General features: G+C 38.9%; 17 protein-coding genes. 14 read left to right on the forward strand and 3 right to left on the reverse strand.

Features of this window, described 5'->3' with window-relative positions; all coding sequences use genetic code 11:
• Positions 1 to 58: 58 nt before the first annotated feature.
• Positions 59 to 754, forward strand: coding sequence for a hypothetical protein (locus FLUTA_RS04845; RefSeq protein ID WP_013685740.1), 696 nt, complete (start codon positions 59 to 61; stop codon positions 752 to 754).
• Between the two features lie 200 nt (positions 755 to 954).
• Here FLUTA_RS04845 and FLUTA_RS04850 read toward each other — a convergent pair whose 3' ends face one another.
• Positions 955 to 3,228 carry an aconitate hydratase gene (locus tag FLUTA_RS04850; protein WP_013685741.1) on the reverse strand — a complete coding sequence of 758 codons (2,274 nt, stop codon included), beginning with the start codon at positions 3,226 to 3,228 and terminating at the stop codon, positions 955 to 957.
• 394 nt (positions 3,229 to 3,622) lie between these two features.
• On the opposite strand from FLUTA_RS04850, the gene FLUTA_RS04855 reads away from it, so the two are divergent.
• Positions 3,623 to 3,988, forward strand: a complete 366-nt coding sequence (locus FLUTA_RS04855) for a hypothetical protein (protein ID WP_013685742.1) — start codon at positions 3,623 to 3,625, stop codon at positions 3,986 to 3,988.
• Positions 3,989 to 3,991: 3 nt separating this feature from the next.
• On the forward strand, positions 3,992 to 4,228 hold the full coding sequence (locus FLUTA_RS04860; RefSeq protein WP_013685743.1) for a type II toxin-antitoxin system HicA family toxin: 237 nt from the start codon (positions 3,992 to 3,994) through the stop codon (positions 4,226 to 4,228).
• Between the two features lie 70 nt (positions 4,229 to 4,298).
• Here FLUTA_RS04860 and FLUTA_RS04865 read toward each other — a convergent pair whose 3' ends face one another.
• Complete coding sequence (locus FLUTA_RS04865; RefSeq protein ID WP_013685744.1) at positions 4,299 to 7,070, reverse strand: bifunctional aconitate hydratase 2/2-methylisocitrate dehydratase; 2,772 nt, start codon at positions 7,068 to 7,070, stop codon at positions 4,299 to 4,301.
• A 398-nt stretch (positions 7,071 to 7,468) separates the two neighbouring features.
• Between FLUTA_RS04865 and FLUTA_RS04870 the strand changes: the two genes are divergently transcribed.
• The 10 genes from FLUTA_RS04870 (at position 7,469) to FLUTA_RS04915 (ending at position 14,040) form a co-directional block, all read left to right on the forward strand.
• Positions 7,469 to 7,999 (forward strand): hypothetical protein, encoded by a 531-nt coding sequence (locus tag FLUTA_RS04870; RefSeq protein ID WP_013685745.1) that lies wholly within the window; start codon positions 7,469 to 7,471, stop codon positions 7,997 to 7,999.
• Between the two features lie 131 nt (positions 8,000 to 8,130).
• A complete protein-coding gene (locus FLUTA_RS04875; RefSeq protein WP_013685746.1) occupies positions 8,131 to 9,156 on the forward strand; it encodes a T9SS type A sorting domain-containing protein in 1,026 nt (341 codons plus the stop codon).
• Between the two features lie 83 nt (positions 9,157 to 9,239).
• A complete protein-coding gene (locus tag FLUTA_RS04880; RefSeq protein ID WP_013685747.1) occupies positions 9,240 to 9,794 on the forward strand; it encodes a hypothetical protein in 555 nt (184 codons plus the stop codon).
• Between the two features lie 10 nt (positions 9,795 to 9,804).
• Positions 9,805 to 10,455: a hypothetical protein gene (locus FLUTA_RS04885; RefSeq protein WP_013685748.1), complete on the forward strand. Its 651-nt coding sequence runs from the start codon at positions 9,805 to 9,807 to the stop codon at positions 10,453 to 10,455.
• A gap of 19 nt (positions 10,456 to 10,474) precedes the next feature.
• On the forward strand, positions 10,475 to 11,131 hold the full coding sequence (locus FLUTA_RS04890) for a hypothetical protein (RefSeq protein ID WP_013685749.1): 657 nt from the start codon (positions 10,475 to 10,477) through the stop codon (positions 11,129 to 11,131).
• A 5-nt stretch (positions 11,132 to 11,136) separates the two neighbouring features.
• Positions 11,137 to 11,658 carry a hypothetical protein gene (locus FLUTA_RS04895; protein ID WP_013685750.1) on the forward strand — a complete coding sequence of 174 codons (522 nt, stop codon included), beginning with the start codon at positions 11,137 to 11,139 and terminating at the stop codon, positions 11,656 to 11,658.
• On the forward strand, positions 11,658 to 12,182 hold the full coding sequence (locus FLUTA_RS04900) for a hypothetical protein (RefSeq protein ID WP_013685751.1): 525 nt from the start codon (positions 11,658 to 11,660) through the stop codon (positions 12,180 to 12,182). Before FLUTA_RS04895 ends, FLUTA_RS04900 begins: the two co-directional genes overlap by 1 nt.
• 6 nt (positions 12,183 to 12,188) lie before the next feature.
• A complete protein-coding gene (locus tag FLUTA_RS04905) occupies positions 12,189 to 12,731 on the forward strand; it encodes a hypothetical protein (RefSeq protein WP_013685752.1) in 543 nt (180 codons plus the stop codon).
• Positions 12,728 to 13,435: a hypothetical protein gene (locus tag FLUTA_RS04910; protein WP_013685753.1), complete on the forward strand. Its 708-nt coding sequence runs from the start codon at positions 12,728 to 12,730 to the stop codon at positions 13,433 to 13,435. The genes FLUTA_RS04905 and FLUTA_RS04910 overlap by 4 nt, the downstream gene beginning before the upstream one ends.
• Before the next feature lie 2 nt (positions 13,436 to 13,437).
• The gene (locus tag FLUTA_RS04915) at positions 13,438 to 14,040 is read left to right on the forward strand and encodes a hypothetical protein (protein ID WP_013685754.1); all 603 of its coding nucleotides are present in this window, start codon (positions 13,438 to 13,440) and stop codon (positions 14,038 to 14,040) included.
• A gap of 122 nt (positions 14,041 to 14,162) precedes the next feature.
• Here the strand turns inward: FLUTA_RS04915 and FLUTA_RS04920 are convergent, their stop codons facing one another.
• Positions 14,163 to 15,044, reverse strand: a complete 882-nt coding sequence (locus tag FLUTA_RS04920) for a hypothetical protein (RefSeq protein WP_013685755.1) — start codon at positions 15,042 to 15,044, stop codon at positions 14,163 to 14,165.
• A gap of 265 nt (positions 15,045 to 15,309) precedes the next feature.
• On the opposite strand from FLUTA_RS04920, the gene FLUTA_RS04925 reads away from it, so the two are divergent.
• Positions 15,310 to 18,612 carry a T9SS type A sorting domain-containing protein gene (locus tag FLUTA_RS04925; RefSeq protein ID WP_043023641.1) on the forward strand — a complete coding sequence of 1,101 codons (3,303 nt, stop codon included), beginning with the start codon at positions 15,310 to 15,312 and terminating at the stop codon, positions 18,610 to 18,612.
• The last annotated feature ends 71 nt before the right edge of the window (positions 18,613 to 18,683 follow it).

Genomic DNA, 18,683 nt, shown 5'->3' on the forward strand with positions numbered 1-18,683 from the left:
GCGCAACACAGAAAAACGGCGCCAAGCGTCAGCCGTAGTGCCAATTAATCACAAATACATGAAAAAGAAGATTCCATTATTAGTTCATGAATTTATCGAACCATTTCTCGATAGAAAGGGCAAAAATTTTCTGAACATTGATCCAGATAAATTTATGATTCGATTCATCGATAAAGATCCGGGATCTGATTTTTATTTCAATGTAGAGGAATTCAGGCTTGATAAAGGTTTTCAACTTCTAATTGATTGGAAACCTTTGGACAAACAGAACGTTGCAAATAAACGAATGTGGATTGCGGCAAGTGCCCTAGATCAATTTTTATCCAAATGGTTAGAACTTCTTGATGGTTATGACAAAGTGAAAACAGTATTTGACGACCCCATTGTGGAATCTTACAGTGAAGATTTTTTTTCAGAATTTGAATTAATTGATGAAGATGAAGAACAACCTGTTACAATTAAACAGGCACTTTTAATAGATGAACATTTAGATTCAATAACTAATAGAATAGATACATTTATCAATGATAAAAACGAATTACAGATTATTGAAATAAAAAAGGATATTCAAGACTTAAAAGAAAATTTAACGACGCAATCAAAAAAAACAATATTAAAATCACTAACTCGAATTTGGGGTAAAATAGCCAAACAAGGCATTCCGTTAATAAAGGAGTTTCTAACTGAAGCCAAGAAACAAATTATTAAACAAAGTGTTTCAATTTTGCTCGAAAAGGGAGGTGATATAATTTAAAAGTTGTGCTAACATGCGGTAAGCAAACCGTTAAAAATCCCAATCAAAAACACTTACCCCAAACTCAAGATAATTACCCGAAAACAAAAAATCCCGACCTGTTTTCAGTATCGGGATTTTTCTAAATAGTATTTTTCAATCCTCACAATCTTCGCGCTAACGCTTGTCATTGTTCGTCTTCGAAAGCTTTGCTTTCTCTTCTACCCACTATGATTCTCCAACTTAATCAAATTCAAGGCTGATCCTGCTTTGAACCAATCAATTTGTTGGGCATTGTATGTATGATTTAATTTGATATTTTCTCTAGAACCATCTGCATGAACCAATTCCAAAGTCAATTGTTTTCCAGGAGCAAACTCAACCAAGTCAATGAAATTGAATGTATCATCTTCTTTGATTTTATCGTAATCTGCTTCATTGGAGAAAGTCAAACCAAGCATTCCTTGTTTTTTCAGATTTGTTTCGTGGATACGCGCAAATGATTTCACGATTACCGCACGAACACCCAAATGACGTGGTTCCATGGCAGCATGCTCACGGGAAGAACCTTCTCCGTAATTGTGATCTCCCACAACGATGGAAGGAATTCCAGCAGCTTTGTATGCACGAGCTACAGCAGGAACTTCACCCGTTGAACCCGTTAATTGATTCACCACTTCGTTTGCTTTTCCGTTGAATGCGTTTTCAGCACCAATCAACATGTTATTGGAAATGTTATCCAAGTGACCACGGTAGCGCAACCACGGACCAGCCATTGAAATGTGGTCGGTCGTACATTTCCCGAATGCTTTGATCAGCAATTTTGCTCCATGAATATTTTGTCCGTCCCAAAGCGGGAACGATTCCAATAACTGCAAGCGCGTGGAGTCCATCTTTACAATGACCTGAACTCCTGAACCATCTTCAGCTGGAGCTTGGTATCCTGGATCTTCTACGTCGAATCCTTTAGTTGGAAGCTCGTCTCCATGCGGAGGAAGCAATTTTACTTGTTCTCCTTTGTCGTTCGTTAACGTATCTGTCAGCGGATTGAATCCTAAATCACCAGAGATTGCCAACGCAGCAACCATTTCAGGCGATGTTACGAATGCATGTGTATTGGGGTTACCGTCTGCTCTTTTCGAGAAGTTCCGGTTGAACGAGTGAACGATGGTATTTTTCTCTTGTTTGTCTGCTCCGTCACGATCCCATTGTCCAATACAAGGTCCGCACGCATTGGTGAACACTTTCGTTCCCATTTTCTCAAAGGTTGCAATGATTCCATCGCGCTCAATCGTGTAGCGAACTTGTTCCGATCCTGGATTGATTCCGAATTCTGCTTTTGGTGTAATTCCATGTTTCACGGCTTGCTCCACAATGGAAGCTGCGCGAGACATGTCTTCGTAGGAGGAGTTGGTACAAGATCCAATAAGACCCCACTCTATTTTCATTGGCCAGCCATTTGCTTCCGCTTCGGATCTCATTTTAGAAACTGGCGTTCCGCGATCTGGCGTAAATGGTCCGTTGATATGTGGCTCTAAGGTATTTAAATCAATTTCGATTAATTCATCGAAGTATTTGGTTGGATCTGTGTAAACTTCGGGATCACCGGTTAAATGCTCTGCGATCGTATCAGCCAACGCAACTACTTCCGCACGACCAGTAGCCGTCAAGTAACGACGCATCGAATCGTCATAACCGAAGGTAGAAGTTGTAGCACCAATTTCAGCACCCATGTTACAGATGGTTCCTTTTCCAGTAGCAGAAAGCGAAATTGCTCCGTCGCCAAAATATTCCACAACTGCTCCTGTCCCACCTTTTACAGTTAGAATATCAGCAACTTTCAGAATCACATCTTTTGCAGAAGTCCATCCGTTTAAACGTCCAGTTAATTTAACTCCGATTAGTTTCGGGAATTTCAACTCCCAAGCCATTCCAGCCATTACGTCAACTGCGTCGGCACCACCAACTCCAATGGCGATCATACCAAGTCCTCCACCATTTACAGTGTGAGAATCTGTTCCAATCATCATTCCACCAGGGAAGGCGTAATTTTCCAACATCACCTGATGAATGATTCCTGCTCCCGGTTTCCAGAAACCGATTCCGTATTTATTCGAGATAGACGACAAGAATTGGAATACCTCGTTGTTTTCATTCAATGAGCGTTGCAAATCGGCATCAGCACCTACTTTTGCCTGAATCAAGTGGTCGCAATGCACCGTTGAAGGTACAGCAACTTTTGGCTTTCCAGCTTGCATGAATTGCAACAAAGCCATCTGAGCGGTTGCATCTTGCATCGTCACACGATCTGGAGCGAAATCCACATACGACTTCCCACGTTCGTGAGTAACAGTTGCAGCTCCATCCCAAAGGTGAGCATAAAGAATTTTTTCGGTTAAAGTCAGTGGTCTATTTACCACTTTGCGGGCAGCATCAATACGAGAAGGATATTTCTCGTACACTGCCTTAATCATATCTAAATCAAATACAGCCATATTCAGTCAGTTTTACTCTTTTTAAAGATAATCATTTAAAGTAAAAATCAATCCTTAAATAATGCTAATAAATCTTCAACTTTTCTGTCGTAAAAATGATCTGAATAAATACACCATTGAGGATTTGAAATATCAAAATTGAGTTTACAAAATTATACCAGAAATTCAATACTTATTTGAAGCCACAACCCTTCTTATTTTTTGTCTAGGCAGAAAAAGTGAGAAATAATACAAAAAACTCTGATAATCTAATATAGTTATCGTGGACAAATAATTCTTAGTCGCTAGAATCTAGGGTTTAGACGATTCCTAAACCTTTTTACATACTTTTGGGAAAATCCAATGAATCATTTCATTACTTTTACGTATCATTACTGAACAAAAAGAGAAAAACATGAGCTATACTGATTCCATTCATATGGGTAACGGTAAGACTAAAATGCGTGTAATGGCATTTTCTTTTAAAATACCTGACTCGAACACATTCAACATGTACTGCCCTTCTTTAAAAATAAGTGCCTATGGCAAAAATGAAAAAGAGGCTAAAGAAATGATGATTTTTAGTTTGGAAAATTTCGCGATGGATTTTAGTGAATTGAAACCAAAGCAGCGTATTCAAGCATTAATCAATTTGGGATGGAAAAAAGACGCCATTAAGACAAAGGATTATTCAAGATCATTTATAGATGCCAATGGAGAGCTTCAAGGTTTTTCGGAAGAAGCAATTGAAGAAGTAAAAGAGTTTGAAATGTACGTGTAAAATATGGGAAATAACCGACCTGTAAAAACCACTTGCTTCCTGAAATATTTAGCATCTAAAAAATGTATTGAAAAGCGAACAAAAGGTTCACATACTCAATTCAAATGTGGCAGTTGTTGGCAATCAATTACAGTTCGAAAAGCAGACAAGGAAATACCTGCACTTCATATTAAAACAAATTGTCAAACATTAGGAGTTACCATTGAAGATTTTTACAAATGGGCAGCCGATAATTGCTAATAAACTTCTCACAAAAAAAGCCCGATCCAGAATTCACTAGACCGAGCTTTCATATATCTTTTATCAAAAATCAATTCACCAACAACTTATGTGATGGAGCAAACTTCGTTAAGTTAATTCCTTCTACCGCTTTCTTGTATTCTTCAATGGATGGAGTTCTACCAAGAATGGTTGACAAAACAACAACTGGTGTAGACGAAAGCAAGGATTCTCCTTTTTTACCATCTGTATCTTCCACAACTCTTCCTTGGAAAAGACGTGTAGAAGTGGCCATAACGGTATCTCCTTTTTCTGCTTTTTCCTGGTTACCCATGCACAAATTACATCCTGGACGTTCCAAGTACAACATGTTTTCGTATTGCGTACGAGCAGCGCCTTTCGGAGCATTGTCGTCGAATTCGAAACCGGAGTATTTCTGTAAAACTTCCCAGTCACCTTCAGCCTTTAATTCATCTACGATGTTATACGTTGGAGGAGCAACTACTAACGGAGCTTTGAATTCAACTTTCCCGTTTTGTGCTTCCACGTTTTTCAACATTTGAGCAAGTATTTTCATATCACCTTTGTGAACCATACACGAACCGATGAATCCAAGATCTACTTTTTTATCTCCACCATAGAAAGACAATGGTCTGATTGTATCGTGGGTATAGCGTTTTGAAACGTCTTTATTATTTACATCTGGATCGGCAATCATTGGCTCTGCAATCAAATCCAAATCAACAACTACTTCCGCGTAATACTTCGCATTTGCATCTGGAGTAAGAGCAGGTTTTTCTCCTGATTTGATTTCAGCGATTCTTTTGTTCGCTTTATTAATCAATCCTTGAAGCACTTGCTTCTGATTATCCATGCCTTTATCAATCATAATCTGAATTCTGCTCTTCGCAATCTCCAATGATTCGATCAAGGTATCATCCTCAGAAATACAAATAGATGCTTTTGCTTTCATTTCAGCAGACCAATCCGTAAACGTGAATGCTTGGTCAGCGGTCAATGTTCCCAAATGAACTTCAATGATTCGACCTTGGAATACGTTTTCTCCACCAAATGTATGAAGCATCTGAGCTTGCGTAGCATGAACCACATCCCGGAAATCCATATATTCTGCCATCGTTCCTTTGAAAGTCACTTTTACAGATTCAGGAATCGGCATGGAAGCTTCACCAGTAGCCAATGCAAGTGCAACTGTACCAGAATCTGCTCCAAAAGCAACCCCTTTCGACATTCGTGTATGAGAGTCACCACCAATGATGATTGCCCATTCATCGATTGTAATATCATTCAATACTTTGTGAATCACATCTGTCATAGCGTGATAAACTCCTTTCGGGTCACGAGCAGTAATCAATCCGAAGTTATTCATGAAACTCATGAGTTTCGGAATATTTGCCTGTGCTTTTTTATCCCAAACAGAAGCAGTGTGACATCCACTTTGGTATGCACCATCAACAATTGGCGAAATAACCGTAGCAGCCATCGCTTCCAATTCCTGAGCAGTCATCAAACCAGTTGTATCTTGCGAACCAACAATATTTACTTCTACACGCGTATCAGATCCAGCATGCAATACTTTCCCTGGAGTGATTCCAACCGCATTTCTATTGAATATTTTTTCAACGGCAGTCAAACCTTGCCCTTCAACCGAAATTTCTTTCGATGGAGCAAACACCAATGGAGTATCTATACCCAATGTTTTAGCTGCGAATGTTTGAATCTTTTTCCCGAAAACAATTGCATACGATCCACCCGCTTTGATGAATTCCAATTTCTGAGGAGTAAATGCCTTCGAAATATCGATCAACTCTTGATCGCCGTTGTATAATTTTTTCGTTTTTGTATTAATTGTAAGCACTGTTCCTGTTGCAACAGAATATGCTTGTTCCAAAACAGGTTCGTTATTTTCATTACGAACGATGTTTCCATCTGCATCCAGTTTTTTCACCCAGTTCTTCAAATCCAAACCGATACCACCAGTCACATCAACGGTTGTCAAGAAAATCGGAGAAATTCCGTTTGTACCTCCAACAATTGGCATAAAGTTTACAAATGGAACGTACGGACTAGCTTGTTTACCTGTCCAAAGTGCCACGTTATTTACACCCGACATTCTGGATGAACCTACACCCATCGTCCCTTTTTCAGCAATCAACATCACACTTTTATCTGGATGTTGTGCTTGTAAAGCTTGAATTTCTGCTTGTGCTTCAGGAGTAATCATGCATTTACCATGCAATTCGCGATCTGAACGCGAGTGAGCTTGGTTTCCAGGAGAAAGTAAATCCGTAGAAATATCCCCTTCACCAGCGATGAATGTAACGACCTTAATTTCTTCAGCTATCGCAGGAAGTTTCGTGAAAAATTCAGCCTTCGCGTAACTCTCAAGAATCTCTCTAGCGATTTCGTTTCCGTTTTTAAATGCCTCCTTTAGACGGTCTGTATCCGCATCATACAAGAAAAACTGTGTTTTAAGTACAGCAGCAGCTTCTTTCGCAACAGAATCTTTATGCGTTAAAGCCAAATCAAGTAACACTTCAATAGAAGGACCACCCTTCATGTGAGACAATAACTCAAAAGCAAAAGCGGGTGTAATTTCAGCAACAAGGGATTCTCCAAGAATAATCTCCTTTAAAAACCGCGCCTTCACAATAGCTGCACTTGTAGTTCCAGGCAACACATTGTAAATGAAAAACTTCAACGAATCTGGTCGATTGGTGTTATTCACATCTTTGATCTGTGTGATGATTTCGCTTAATAAGTCTGCGCCATCAATCGGCTTCGGGTGAAGCCCCTGTGTTTTTCTCTCTTCAATTTCCTGAAGATATTCTTGATAGGTATTCATAAAAGAAGACTTGCTTTTGAAAGTTAGTTTTTGACAATTTATTCGACGCGCGAATTTAGGAAAAATGAATGAAAAAACAGGATAAATTTTGCTAATTAGCTATATGCCATTGAGAATCGGCTGAACGTAAAACCAATCGTTGAAAAAACCGGTTTATTCCCTTCACAAGAAATCTCACTCCTTTCACAAGGATGTCTGTCCGGAATCAGCTAAAAGGCAATTACTTTGCCTGAACACGAACAGAAAATCACACAATAGGGTCAAAGATTCCGGTATTTAAAAACAAGCCTGAAAAGGGAAACAGTTTTACAAAAGTGCAGTTACTTGCGTGGAGCATGTTTTTTCATAGTAGAGAGTCGGTGCATTCCGACTCTTTTTTTAACTCAAAAAACCAACACATGAAAACAGGAATTTTCTTATGTCTATTCGCTTGCAGCAGCGCATGCTTCGGACAACTCAAACGAACTTTCGGGATCAACACCTACAAGTTACCATCAGAAAAAGGCATTACCCGTTACGACAGAACTTACAACGAAGACGGAGCGTATTCGGTTTTCTATTCAGCTATCGTTGGCGATTCTATTTTTATTGTCCGAGAACAATTCGAGGTCAACAATGCGCAAGCGTTAATGACAGCCGTTTACATCGAACATTTCGGTTTGAAAAACGAAACATTTGACTACGTCATTACTTCCACAAAATCAGATTTCGAAGAAGGACATGCCGAAACTTGGAGTGTATCGGTGAAAGCAAAAACACCTGAAGGGAAAACGGCTTACCAAAACGGACATAAATGGATGATCTATCCGCCGGAAATGCCCGCTTACAAAGAATCGCTTGGTGCCGGATATGTGCAGATCTTTTTCTCCCGACGAGCGGATGCTCTGGCTTTTGAAGAAGAACTGATCGATCTGCTTGGGAAAGAGTAAGCGGACACTAAAACGCGCTGATTTATCGGACCGGAAATGCAGTTCACAAGGTTTAACTTCCAACTCGCAAGGATTTTTTCATTCCGTGCCGGAAGTCCTTCACCTTTGAGCAAACATTTATTCAAAATACTATGAAAAGAACACATTACTTACTGAGTGCATTCATCCTGTTTGTTTCAGGAACCACTTATGCTCAAATACCTACCACCGGATTGATCTTCGAGAATCATTTTGAAGGTGATTTTGATGCGGCGTTGCCTATCAATGCCGTCATTGATACGAACGAAAGTTACAACTACAACCTTGGTGAAGATGTAGACGGAAATCAGGATTCAGCACTTGAACTATTTATTGGCGACGGAAATCCCCGCCTGGTTTATAACAACCTGGTAAATGACCTTCAAACAACCAATGCCAACAACCAGGGAATCACCCTTTATTGCACAGCCAAATTTGACAGTGCTTTTTTAGCAAATGCAGCGGTCAATTCCTATCATTCTATTTTGTACAACGGTCAACAATTTATCCGTGTACAAAAGACCAATCAAAGTAATCCGTATACCATTCAATTTGGTGTTTTAGATAATAATACTGAATCAGGCACTTTTGGTTATACGATTACCGGTCAGGTTACTTCTTTAGCAGAAATCACCCAATGGCGTGGCTATGCATTGACTTACTACAAGAATGCATCCGGAGGAATTCTGGACGGCTATTTTGGAAATGCTATCACCAATCATTTGGAAATGCCTTCGGCAGCAAACCTAACGTTCGGAGCGGCTGACACCTCGTTTTATATTGGGACCAATTTCCAGAACATGAGTTTCCAGGGCTGGATCGATGATGTTTTACTTTATGAACGTGCATTGAGCAGAATAGAAATCGAAAACATCAACAACTTTTATGGAACGGCAAGTCTTGCAGAAAACAAGTCCCTGGATTTGAATCTTTATCCAAATCCCGCTTCAACTCATTTAAACCTCACAACAGAACAGGAAGTTGCATACACCATCACCTCCACCATCGGTGTTGTGGTGAAAACAGGAAAGCTGGCTGCTCATGAAAGCATTTCCATCGAAGAACTTGAATCCGGAAACTACTTTCTTTCCGTTCAGCAAAACGATACTTATCAGACCGTTTCATTCGTGAAAAATTAAAAAGCAGATTACTAAAACCCGGAAAAGCATTCCTTAACGGTTTCTTTTCCGGGTTAAAACCATTCACATTCAAAAATAAAGACATGATTTCTTCTCTCAAAAACACATCGGTCCTTGCGACCCTGTTGCTCAGTTTTTCTTTCTATTCGTCCCTTTCCGCTCAAAACAATGCATTGGGCGTAAACGACGAATTCATGGAATTGTTGATTCAAATGGGACCGGAAATGAAACCTCCCAAAAACATCGGCTCCTATGTCATGGAACAAGCTTTGGAAGTTCCGATCGATCAAAAATTAGCCTTCAAATACTTGTGGCAAAGCAATGAGTACCTCAAAGAAGAGGAAGCTTTCTGCAACAGCATCGGATTTTTACTGAATAAGGAATCCTCTGTTGCCATCTTGTTTTTCTACAAAGGTCAGGCAGAGAGCTTGTTCTACCTCATCGATGTGCAGACCTACAATTACAAAACCGGAAAATTGATTGATGAAATCAACGGAGTAGCTGGTTTTAAAGGAGATGATGCGGTGTGCAACATGCAAGTCAATTCTTACAACGAAATCGTCTTCAAAACACTTGCCGCCGGACAAACCAACGAAATTGTCCTGAACATCTCCAACAAAGGAAAAATCCAACGCTAAATAACACTCTATGAAAGAACTGCTTTTCACATTTTGTTTAGCCCTTACGACTTGTTTTGCCAGTGGTCAATCAAAACTGATTGATTCCTTCAATAAGCTGCCAAAAGCAAACCGGCACGGATATGTGATCACCAAAAAAGGAGAGTCGTATACCGCTGATGCAGGAACCGGACCTTGTGCCGTGTTGGTAGACAACGCCAATGGTTTCCTGGAATTCAAAGATACCGGAACGGGTGGCGGAACTTTCGTATTCCAACTCGCTTTATTTAAGAACTCTAAAAAGGAAACATTTATCGCTGTCAATTACTTCGCTTACGAAGATCCTGAGCAGGGAATGATAGACGGGGGCAATATCCACTTTTTTCAGGGAAGTAAAAAACTCGTTGAGGTAACAAAAGAAGTCTTACCGGATATGACCACTGTTGAAGACAAAGCTTACAACGGAAATGCGACAACTATTTTTGAAAACTACAAAGAAGGCGTTTATGAATACTTTGAATTACCGCGAAACGGAACCACGGTGAAATTCCACTTTGGAACCAACTCGCTCAATTACGCATGCAGCAACACCGATGAAAACGCCTGCAAAATCAAACGTTCTTTATTAGTAGTTGAGCTTTATTGGCACAAAGAAGTCGGGTATTTAAGCCTGACGAAATAATCCCCATTAATCCAAAATTATGAACAAGTTTATTAGTATTCTTTCATTGCTTGCGATTGTTCTTCAATCGTGTCAGGCACAAACACCGGAATTGCCGGAAAATGCACCCGCTAAAACCGGTGAGACCAAAGATCCGCGCTATACCGTTACGGAAAAATCCTTCGGATTGGTGAAACTCACCGACAACTACCAACAGGTTGTTGCTAAATATGGTTCGGAAAACGTCATCGACCAAGAGTTGGATCAATTTGAAAGCGGAAATATAGTAACTGCAACGATTGTCAACAAAGGCAAACGCGATGAGTTTATCATCTACTGGGACAGCTTACACGAACGCATCACTTCCATTGAAGCTACAAACCCGGAGAGCCCATTCCGGGATGAATTTGGGATCGGTGTTGGAACGACACTCGAAGAATTGGTCCAAATCAATGGAAAACCCATAACCTGCAATGGGTTTCTATGGGAATTCGGAGGATTGATCACCAGCTTCAACCAAGGAAAACTGAAAGGTCCGGCAGAAAACCGAACAGTTAGTTACTGGCTCGAGTTAAAAGAAGACAATGAACCAAATATGGCCATCATTGGTGAAGGAGAATTTAGAAGTGATGTGCCAGAAATGAAAAAATCATTGAAAACCATTGTAGTCAATAACATCGGTATCTCCAAACTGTAATGGTCATGCGTTTATTGCTAATTGGCTGCATCTGTCTTTTCATTCACACAAGTGCGTTTTCTCAAGTATCCATCGTTGTGAATGGAATCATTTTTTCAATTCCCGGAAAAACGGGTGGTGAATTGATGGGAAAAACAGGAAATCCGGCTACCATTGAAGGATTTTATGCCATTGACACCACCCAAAGAACCCTCACCTCTACTGTTGTAAAGCGCTTTGAGGATTTTGAAACGAACGACAATGTGGATGTGGATCAATACACCATTCATTTTGAAGACATTGATCTCAATGAAGTATTCGAGATTCCCATTTACGATGATGGTACGTTCAAAACACCTCATTATTATGCGGATTTCATGGCCAATGATTTGAACGAATCCATTGAACATTTTGCGTGTATCCACGGAACAGGTTCAGAACAATTAACACTAGCTGAGTCGCCTTTATGGATACGCTTTTACTTTCTTGAAGAAGAAGAAGCTACTGCTTTTATTCAGTCAATACGAACAACTTTAAACTTAAAATAATGATAAAAAAAACTGTTTTACTACTACTGATTTCCTTTCAGTTCGGAAACACGAGCATTGCTCAAACCAGTATTCCGTTCAAAACATCCACTTATACCATTCATGGACTTACAGCGGGTAAAATCAAGAATGTGTATGAAGATGGGGCAACCCTTGAATGTTTTTGGGACATCAATCAAGAAACGCGAACTGTCGTTTTAACCACCGTTGAAGTACTTCAAAACGAAGCACCGGAAAACAATACGAACATTCAAAAAGAAGCCATCGTGATCAGTGACATTGATCTAAATGCAATTCCAGAAGTACCGATGGAAGAATACAATTTAGATGGAACATCCTATTATTCAGTCACCATTTCAAGTGATAACGCGGCATTCAAGGTGGTTAAAAGTTACTGTTCTGTATCTAATCCATCCAGTGAATTCATACAAGAAAAACCAGGCTTCAGCTTTACCATCAAATTCTCCAACAAGGAATTTGCCACGCAATTCTTAAGCATTTTAAACGAAGAACTTTTAAACTAAACAACAATGAAACAGCAAACACAACAATTAGTACCATTTGTACTTACAGGAATTTTCACTTTTCTAATCAGCCTATCGTTCTCGCAAACGCCAGTAACATTTAAAGGACAGGAGTTGATCGTACCAGGAAAATCTGCAGGAAAAATCAAAGGCTTGGATTACAATCCGAGTGAGTACGAAAGCTTTTATGCGATTGATAAAAAGAACAAGAGCATTACATTTTCAAACTTGCAAACATTTGGCTTAGAGGAAAACAAGGACAACCAAGTTGATTTTGAAACATTCACTATTTCTTTCACGGACATTTCTACTTTATTTGTTCCAGAAACACCCATGTTAGATCCTACATCCTTTGGAGTTCCTGTTTATGAAGTAGCCATCAGTTGTAACGAATTCACGGAATGCATTCCCTTTCAGTACAACTACCGTTTTTCACCATCACGTGAATTGATCAAAGGCACCAACAACATGTCGATGAAAGTTTATTTTGTTTCAGAAGCTGAAGCGAATGCTTTCATCAAAGAACTTAGAAAATCGTTGAAGTTATGAGAAAACTTATTGTTGCAGGATTGCTGTCCCTTGCAGGAACGCAATTAAACGCTCAACAAGCTGCAGATAAAGAATGGTTTACACCCGTTGTCGGAGGAACGAATGGGTATTTTGTCAAACACTATTTCTTTTCTACGGAATTGAAGAAAATGTTGGAAACATCAACTGGTCGCGGAGATCAGTTTGATAGTGTTCCTATGGAAATTGAATGTGCTGAACCAATCATAGAAGGTAGTATTGAACGCTACTTTCCTATTTACAGTGGCAACTATTCTGTGATTACATTTCGAAACATCACTGAAAACAATGCTGAAGTAGCGCTTTGCTATAACATTTTCAGCACCTTGGAAGAAGCAAAAGGCTACGTTGCACCCGAAGATTCATACCATACTTGGCACACTAAAAAAGGGTTTGATCAAGAAATGGCAAAACCAGCAATTCCGAAACTGAGCAAAAACGATGTGATTGATTTCTTCAATTACTGTAAATCCTTATTGGATCAAGCAAAAGCGGATTCGCCGCAGTTGGATAAAAAAGCGCTTCAATCCTTGTACACCCAAATTTTGATTGGTGCTCCTATGCGCTATGCAAGAGAAAAAGGGTACAACGAGTTCAAAAGCATGCAAGTGATTCAAAAAGGTGTTGAGGAAAACGCACAAGATGCTGACATCAAAAAAATAGTAGAAACGTTTAAAGTACAATAAGCATGAAAAATCCTGCAATCATTTTATCCAGTATTATGCTATTAAGTTTTGCTTGTAGCAACACCAATAAAGAAGCCAATGCACTTGCAGCTCATCAGAATGCAGATTCAACAATGATGAACAGTGTGGATGAACAAGGTGAAGAAAGAGATGTGATGTATTACTATGAAAAATACGCCGATGTTGATTCAGAAGATCCTTCTATTGGTGTTGGTCCGCGTGTTATCCTTTCCAAGGATCTAGAAAAAGGCATCATCAAATACCAATTCAAAGAAGCATTTAACGGAGAAAACCCAGTTCAAACATTGCAATTGTGGCACATGGACGGTTATGATTACATTCAATACTCTGGAGGATTTATTGTCATTGATGGTGAAAAAGAATACCCCATTTTTGTGCATGAAGAACCAATGGAATTGGTCATGAAAATCATTGACAATCGCACAGCAAGAGGTGGTGAATGCGACTATGCAGCTTCTCCAGATATCAAAGTTAGAAACAATAAAATCTGTGTGGTATTAACATGTAGTGATGATCCCAATTTTGCTGAAACTATTGGAACGATTAGTTTGAAAAACGGAAAGTTAGTTGTCACTGAAATTTAACACCTCCACTACGAACAAAAAAAAAATGAGATGCTTCTAGTGTCTCATTTTTTTTGTTTCATTATTTACTGAACTAAAAAAGCCCAACAACATTGCTGGGCTCATGATTCATGTATACTTTTCTATTTACTTGCTTTGTAATTATCCAAAACAGTTTGAAAGTTTTGGCGGCATTCTTCTGCTTCTGCTTCTGTTTCAAATTCGAAATACAAAGTGGTGTATTCTGAAGTCTTTGAGCTCTCTTTGTAAAAAGTCATCATAAAACCAAAATTTTCTGGACCTACCACATAGCATGTTTTACCCGTTGTTCCGATCTTAATCACATCATCGTAAGAAGTACTTGAAAATTCAACTCCAATGATTTCTGGTTTTCCTATTTCATAAGATGCTTTATACAGTTCAAAACTACGTTCAGCGTCATTAGCAAAAGCATAAAATTCCCATTTGTACTTGTCGTATGTCTCCGTTCTAAAAGGAGTTCCATTCCACTCGACCATTTGTAAACTTTCTTTTGACCCATAAACAAATGAATGTTCCATTTCACTGGTTGGTACATAGTAAGTACTCTCCAAGGCTGTTAATTTACTTTGTATAGCACTGGTTACTTTTTTACAAACATCTGCTTTATCAAAATTGAATTCTATGTATCCTTTAATGATTTCTTCTGATTGTTCGTCTTTGCCATATTTCTTTTGAACAAGCTCACGTTCATCTTTGAAATCTATTGACAAAAGATTCCCTCCACTTTTCACTGATTTTATGTCCCTAATCGGGCAATTCATCACAAAGATGGATGACATTTCTCCATCGAACGCGACAACCAGGTAATGGACAATTTTATCTTCTTCTACATCGATGTAATTTTCCGTTTTCATTACAAACCCCATTGTTTTCTCTTCAACAGAGACCAAGGTTCCTTTCGGTTCCATGCCATCAAATTGCGCGAAACCTGTTACTACATATCCAAACATTGCAACAGCAAGGACAACTATTTTTCTTTTCATTTTTCGTGTTTTTTATTAAAAGTAGCGGCTTGATTTCTAACCTTTTAAAAACACTTGTGAATGGTAACGAATAACTTGTTAAAGAACCAAATTCAATTGTTTGACTTTTTAGTAAAAAAAATCTAAACCAATAATTAGCTCCCAAGAGCGAAAAATTAGAATTAAAGCTTTTGAAATAACACACACAAGGTAATTATCACGCTTTACAAGGTATATTTTCCAGGCCTTTTCAATCACTCTACATTTGATCGAAATACTAAAAATTATGAAAAAAATAAATTACATGAAACAATTGATTGTCATGGCCATGATGCTCTTTTCTGCGGTTCTGAGCTTTGGTCAAAATGGCTGGAACGATAATGAGTTCGTAATAGGATCTGGATTTAATGGAAGTGTTTATACCAGCTTGGCTTTACCAGACAACGGTGTTGTTTTTGGGGGCGATTTTACCAGTTACAACGGCACAAATTGTCAAGGAATAGTGAAACTAAGACCAGATGGCACAATTGACCCCAATTGGTTACTTTCCGGGTATGTACCAGGTGCACAAAACTTTTCGGGTGGCGCAACAGTAATGGATTTGAAACTTGAAAGTACAGGAACTATTCTGGTATCTGGTGCATTTCCTTCGTATTATGGAGTTGGATGTCCCAATTTAGCAAGAATAAACTCGCTAAATGGACAAATTGATATCGCTTTTCGAGACGCACTGGTTTTAAACCCTCCGAATGGTGCAGTTTGGTCTGTTGATACGCAATCGGATGGCAAAATAATCTTAGGAGGAGATTTTTCAACATTAGCTGCAGCAAATGTTCGAAACGGAGTTGCTCGTTTATTAACAAACGGATCTGTTGATAATACCTTTACTTTTTCAGGCGCAACAAACGCTACCGTTCGAAAAGTAAAAGTTCAATCGGATAATAAAATTTTAGTTGGAGGGAACTTTACAACAATCAATGGAGTTGCTAAAAACAGAATCACTCGCTTAAATGCTGATGGAACTTCTGACGCTACTTTCTTAGGAAATGGAGCAAATAATTTTGTCCTTGACATTGAAGTTCAAAGTGATAATAAAATTTTGTTATGTGGTGATTTCACCAGTTACGACGTATTATTGGCCAATCGCTTTATTCGTTTAAATCCAAATGGAGTTCAAGAAGGAACGTTTAACAATTTTAATTCAACAGTTCGTACTATGTCGATACTTAGCAATGGTTCTATTGCAATTGGTGGTCAATTTGATCTTTTTCCGACTTACCCCGGAATACGATTTGCTGTCTTGAACGCTGATTTGACCTACAATTCAACTTTTGCAAATCCTTCCGCGAATAATACCGTTTTAACAACTTGTTTATTGGCTGATGGAAGAATTGCTGCAGGTGGTGGATTCACTTTTTTTAGAGGACAAGCAAGAGAAAAAGCAGCGGTTATGCAATATTGTGACGGATTTTCTATTGGAACTGCATCCTCATCGCCTACTTTGTGTATCAATACAGCACTCACTCCAATTACACATGCTATTACAGGAGGAACTTCTTTCACAAAAGTGATTTCTTCTACAGGACTTCCTGGAGGTGTTACAGCAGCAGTTGTGGGTGGTCAATTGTCTATTTCTGGAACACCAACAACTTCTGGGACATTTAATTATTCCGTTACATTAAGTGCATGTCAAGCAGCTGTCGCAACTGGAATTATTATTGTCAATCAGAATGTACTCGTTTCTTCAGCTGCTGCTTCTGTTGCAAGTTGTATTGACGTTCCATTAACGCCATTCACAAGAACAACTTTTAATGCCTCTGCAATTGGTTCACCAACAGGTTTGCCTCCAGGTATTTCAGTTGCCTTTTCAAGCAATGTGATTACATTTTCCGGAACTCCAACAACTGCAGGTGTATTTAATTATTCTATACCAGTTACAGGAAATTGTGCGAGTGAAATCATGACAGGTACAATAACTGTTCGACCGGATGTTGTTGTTACAGATCCAGCTACCAATTACCAATGTGCTTTAAGTTCATTTATTCCTATTGGAATTACAGTTGCGAATGCGACAAGTATTGGAACTCCAACTGGGTTTACTGGTGGTATGTCTGCAACTTTGAGTGGAAACTCGGTAACAATCAACGGAACAAATACTTCTTTTCCAGGTGTCTATAATTACACGATTCCAGTAAATGGTCTGTGCAAGCCTGACACCATTTTCGGAACTTTAATCACAGTTGATGCTTCTGAATTAATTCCAAGTAACACAATGACGAACCCACCAGCAGTTTGTGTTGGATTGCCAATTGACACCATTAAAATTGCAACGAATCAATTGGTAAGTTCTATCAGTGAAAGTGCAACATTTCCTTTACCAGCAGGGATTAATTTCTCTTATGTAAATGATACCATCTATATTTTTGGAACGGCTACTGCTCCTGGAGCTACTTTAATCATTATGGAAGCTTCAAGTCCTTGTGGAACAGATCAGATTTCTGGTATGATTGAAATCAATTCTGATTTTATTTTTGCTGGTCCTGCACCAACTTTCACTCCTGTTTGTGTGAATACACCAATTACAACTGTTACACAACCATTTGGAGGAGGGAATATTGACTCCATTATAAATTTACCTCAAGGTATTACAGCAGTTGTTCTTCCATTTAATCCTCCCTTATCAAATGGTGGTATTGAGTTTTCTGGAACACCAACACAAAGCGGAACCTTTAATTACACGATTTACACATCCAATCCTTGTACAACAGAAGTATTGACAGGAACAATGATAATCAATGCAGCTAGTGTTTCTGTAAGTGCAGCTTCAGCTACACCAACTGTTTGTACAGGATCTACAATCACACCTATAACTCATACCATTACAGGTACAGGAAGTGTTGGAGCAGCAACTGGTTTGCCTGCAGGCATTACTGCAAGTAACGCAGGGAATACTATTACAATCAGTGGTTCATCTACTATTTCAGGAACTTACAATTATACCATTCCAATTTCTGGATCTTGTGGAAGTGTAAATGCAACAGGAACCATTACTATCATTACTCAAAACACGGTTTCTGCTGAACCAGCAGCAGTTGTCAATTGTGTTAACAATGCTATGACACCAATCGTAAGAACAACTGGTGGCGCTACAGGAATTGGTGCAGTAACAGGCTTGCCTGCTGGAGTGAGTGCATCATGGAATGCAAATACACTTACTATTAACGGTACACCAACTTCTATTGGAACTTTCAATTATTCCATTCCTCTAACTGGTGGATGTGGAACTGTAAATGCAACTGGAACATTTGTTATTTCACCAGAAACAGCATGTACACAAGGAATTGAAGAAAATAACAGTATTCAGCTGACTGTTTTCCCTAATCCAGTGAACGACAAAGTGAACATAACTTTCGAAGGAACATCAACAGTATCCATCGACTTCATAGACATCAATGGAAAATTGGTTGCCACAAATACGGGCATTCAATCAGGTGATGTTATTTCGATTGAGCACTTAGAAAAAGGTGTTTACCTCATGTTAGTTAAATCTTCAGAAGGCAACATTATTGAACGCTTAATCAAACAGTAAACTGAAACATACAAATTTGGAATTAGAATTTATAACAACTTCTAAACGCTTAAAAGGATGGTTTTACAGAC

The sequence above is a fragment of the Fluviicola taffensis DSM 16823 genome (assembly GCF_000194605.1).
GTDB lineage: Bacteria > Bacteroidota > Bacteroidia > Flavobacteriales_D > Crocinitomicaceae > Fluviicola > Fluviicola taffensis.

Bases quoted from the DNA above. Each gene is read 5' to 3' on its own strand.
- FLUTA_RS04845 (WP_013685740.1), top strand. From the start codon at position 59: ATGAAAAAGAAGATTCCATTATTAGTTCATGAATTTATCGAACCATTT.
- FLUTA_RS04850 (WP_013685741.1), bottom strand. From the start codon at position 3,228: ATGGCTGTATTTGATTTAGATATGATTAAGGCAGTGTACGAGAAATAT.
- FLUTA_RS04855 (WP_013685742.1), top strand. From the start codon at position 3,623: ATGAGCTATACTGATTCCATTCATATGGGTAACGGTAAGACTAAAATG.
- FLUTA_RS04860 (WP_013685743.1), top strand. From the start codon at position 3,992: ATGGGAAATAACCGACCTGTAAAAACCACTTGCTTCCTGAAATATTTA.
- FLUTA_RS04865 (WP_013685744.1), bottom strand. From the start codon at position 7,070: ATGAATACCTATCAAGAATATCTTCAGGAAATTGAAGAGAGAAAAACA.
- FLUTA_RS04870 (WP_013685745.1), top strand. From the start codon at position 7,469: ATGAAAACAGGAATTTTCTTATGTCTATTCGCTTGCAGCAGCGCATGC.
- FLUTA_RS04875 (WP_013685746.1), top strand. From the start codon at position 8,131: ATGAAAAGAACACATTACTTACTGAGTGCATTCATCCTGTTTGTTTCA.
- FLUTA_RS04880 (WP_013685747.1), top strand. From the start codon at position 9,240: ATGATTTCTTCTCTCAAAAACACATCGGTCCTTGCGACCCTGTTGCTC.
- FLUTA_RS04885 (WP_013685748.1), top strand. From the start codon at position 9,805: ATGAAAGAACTGCTTTTCACATTTTGTTTAGCCCTTACGACTTGTTTT.
- FLUTA_RS04890 (WP_013685749.1), top strand. From the start codon at position 10,475: ATGAACAAGTTTATTAGTATTCTTTCATTGCTTGCGATTGTTCTTCAA.
- FLUTA_RS04895 (WP_013685750.1), top strand. From the start codon at position 11,137: ATGCGTTTATTGCTAATTGGCTGCATCTGTCTTTTCATTCACACAAGT.
- FLUTA_RS04900 (WP_013685751.1), top strand. From the start codon at position 11,658: ATGATAAAAAAAACTGTTTTACTACTACTGATTTCCTTTCAGTTCGGA.
- FLUTA_RS04905 (WP_013685752.1), top strand. From the start codon at position 12,189: ATGAAACAGCAAACACAACAATTAGTACCATTTGTACTTACAGGAATT.
- FLUTA_RS04910 (WP_013685753.1), top strand. From the start codon at position 12,728: ATGAGAAAACTTATTGTTGCAGGATTGCTGTCCCTTGCAGGAACGCAA.
- FLUTA_RS04915 (WP_013685754.1), top strand. From the start codon at position 13,438: ATGAAAAATCCTGCAATCATTTTATCCAGTATTATGCTATTAAGTTTT.
- FLUTA_RS04920 (WP_013685755.1), bottom strand. From the start codon at position 15,044: ATGAAAAGAAAAATAGTTGTCCTTGCTGTTGCAATGTTTGGATATGTA.
- FLUTA_RS04925 (WP_043023641.1), top strand. From the start codon at position 15,310: ATGAAAAAAATAAATTACATGAAACAATTGATTGTCATGGCCATGATG.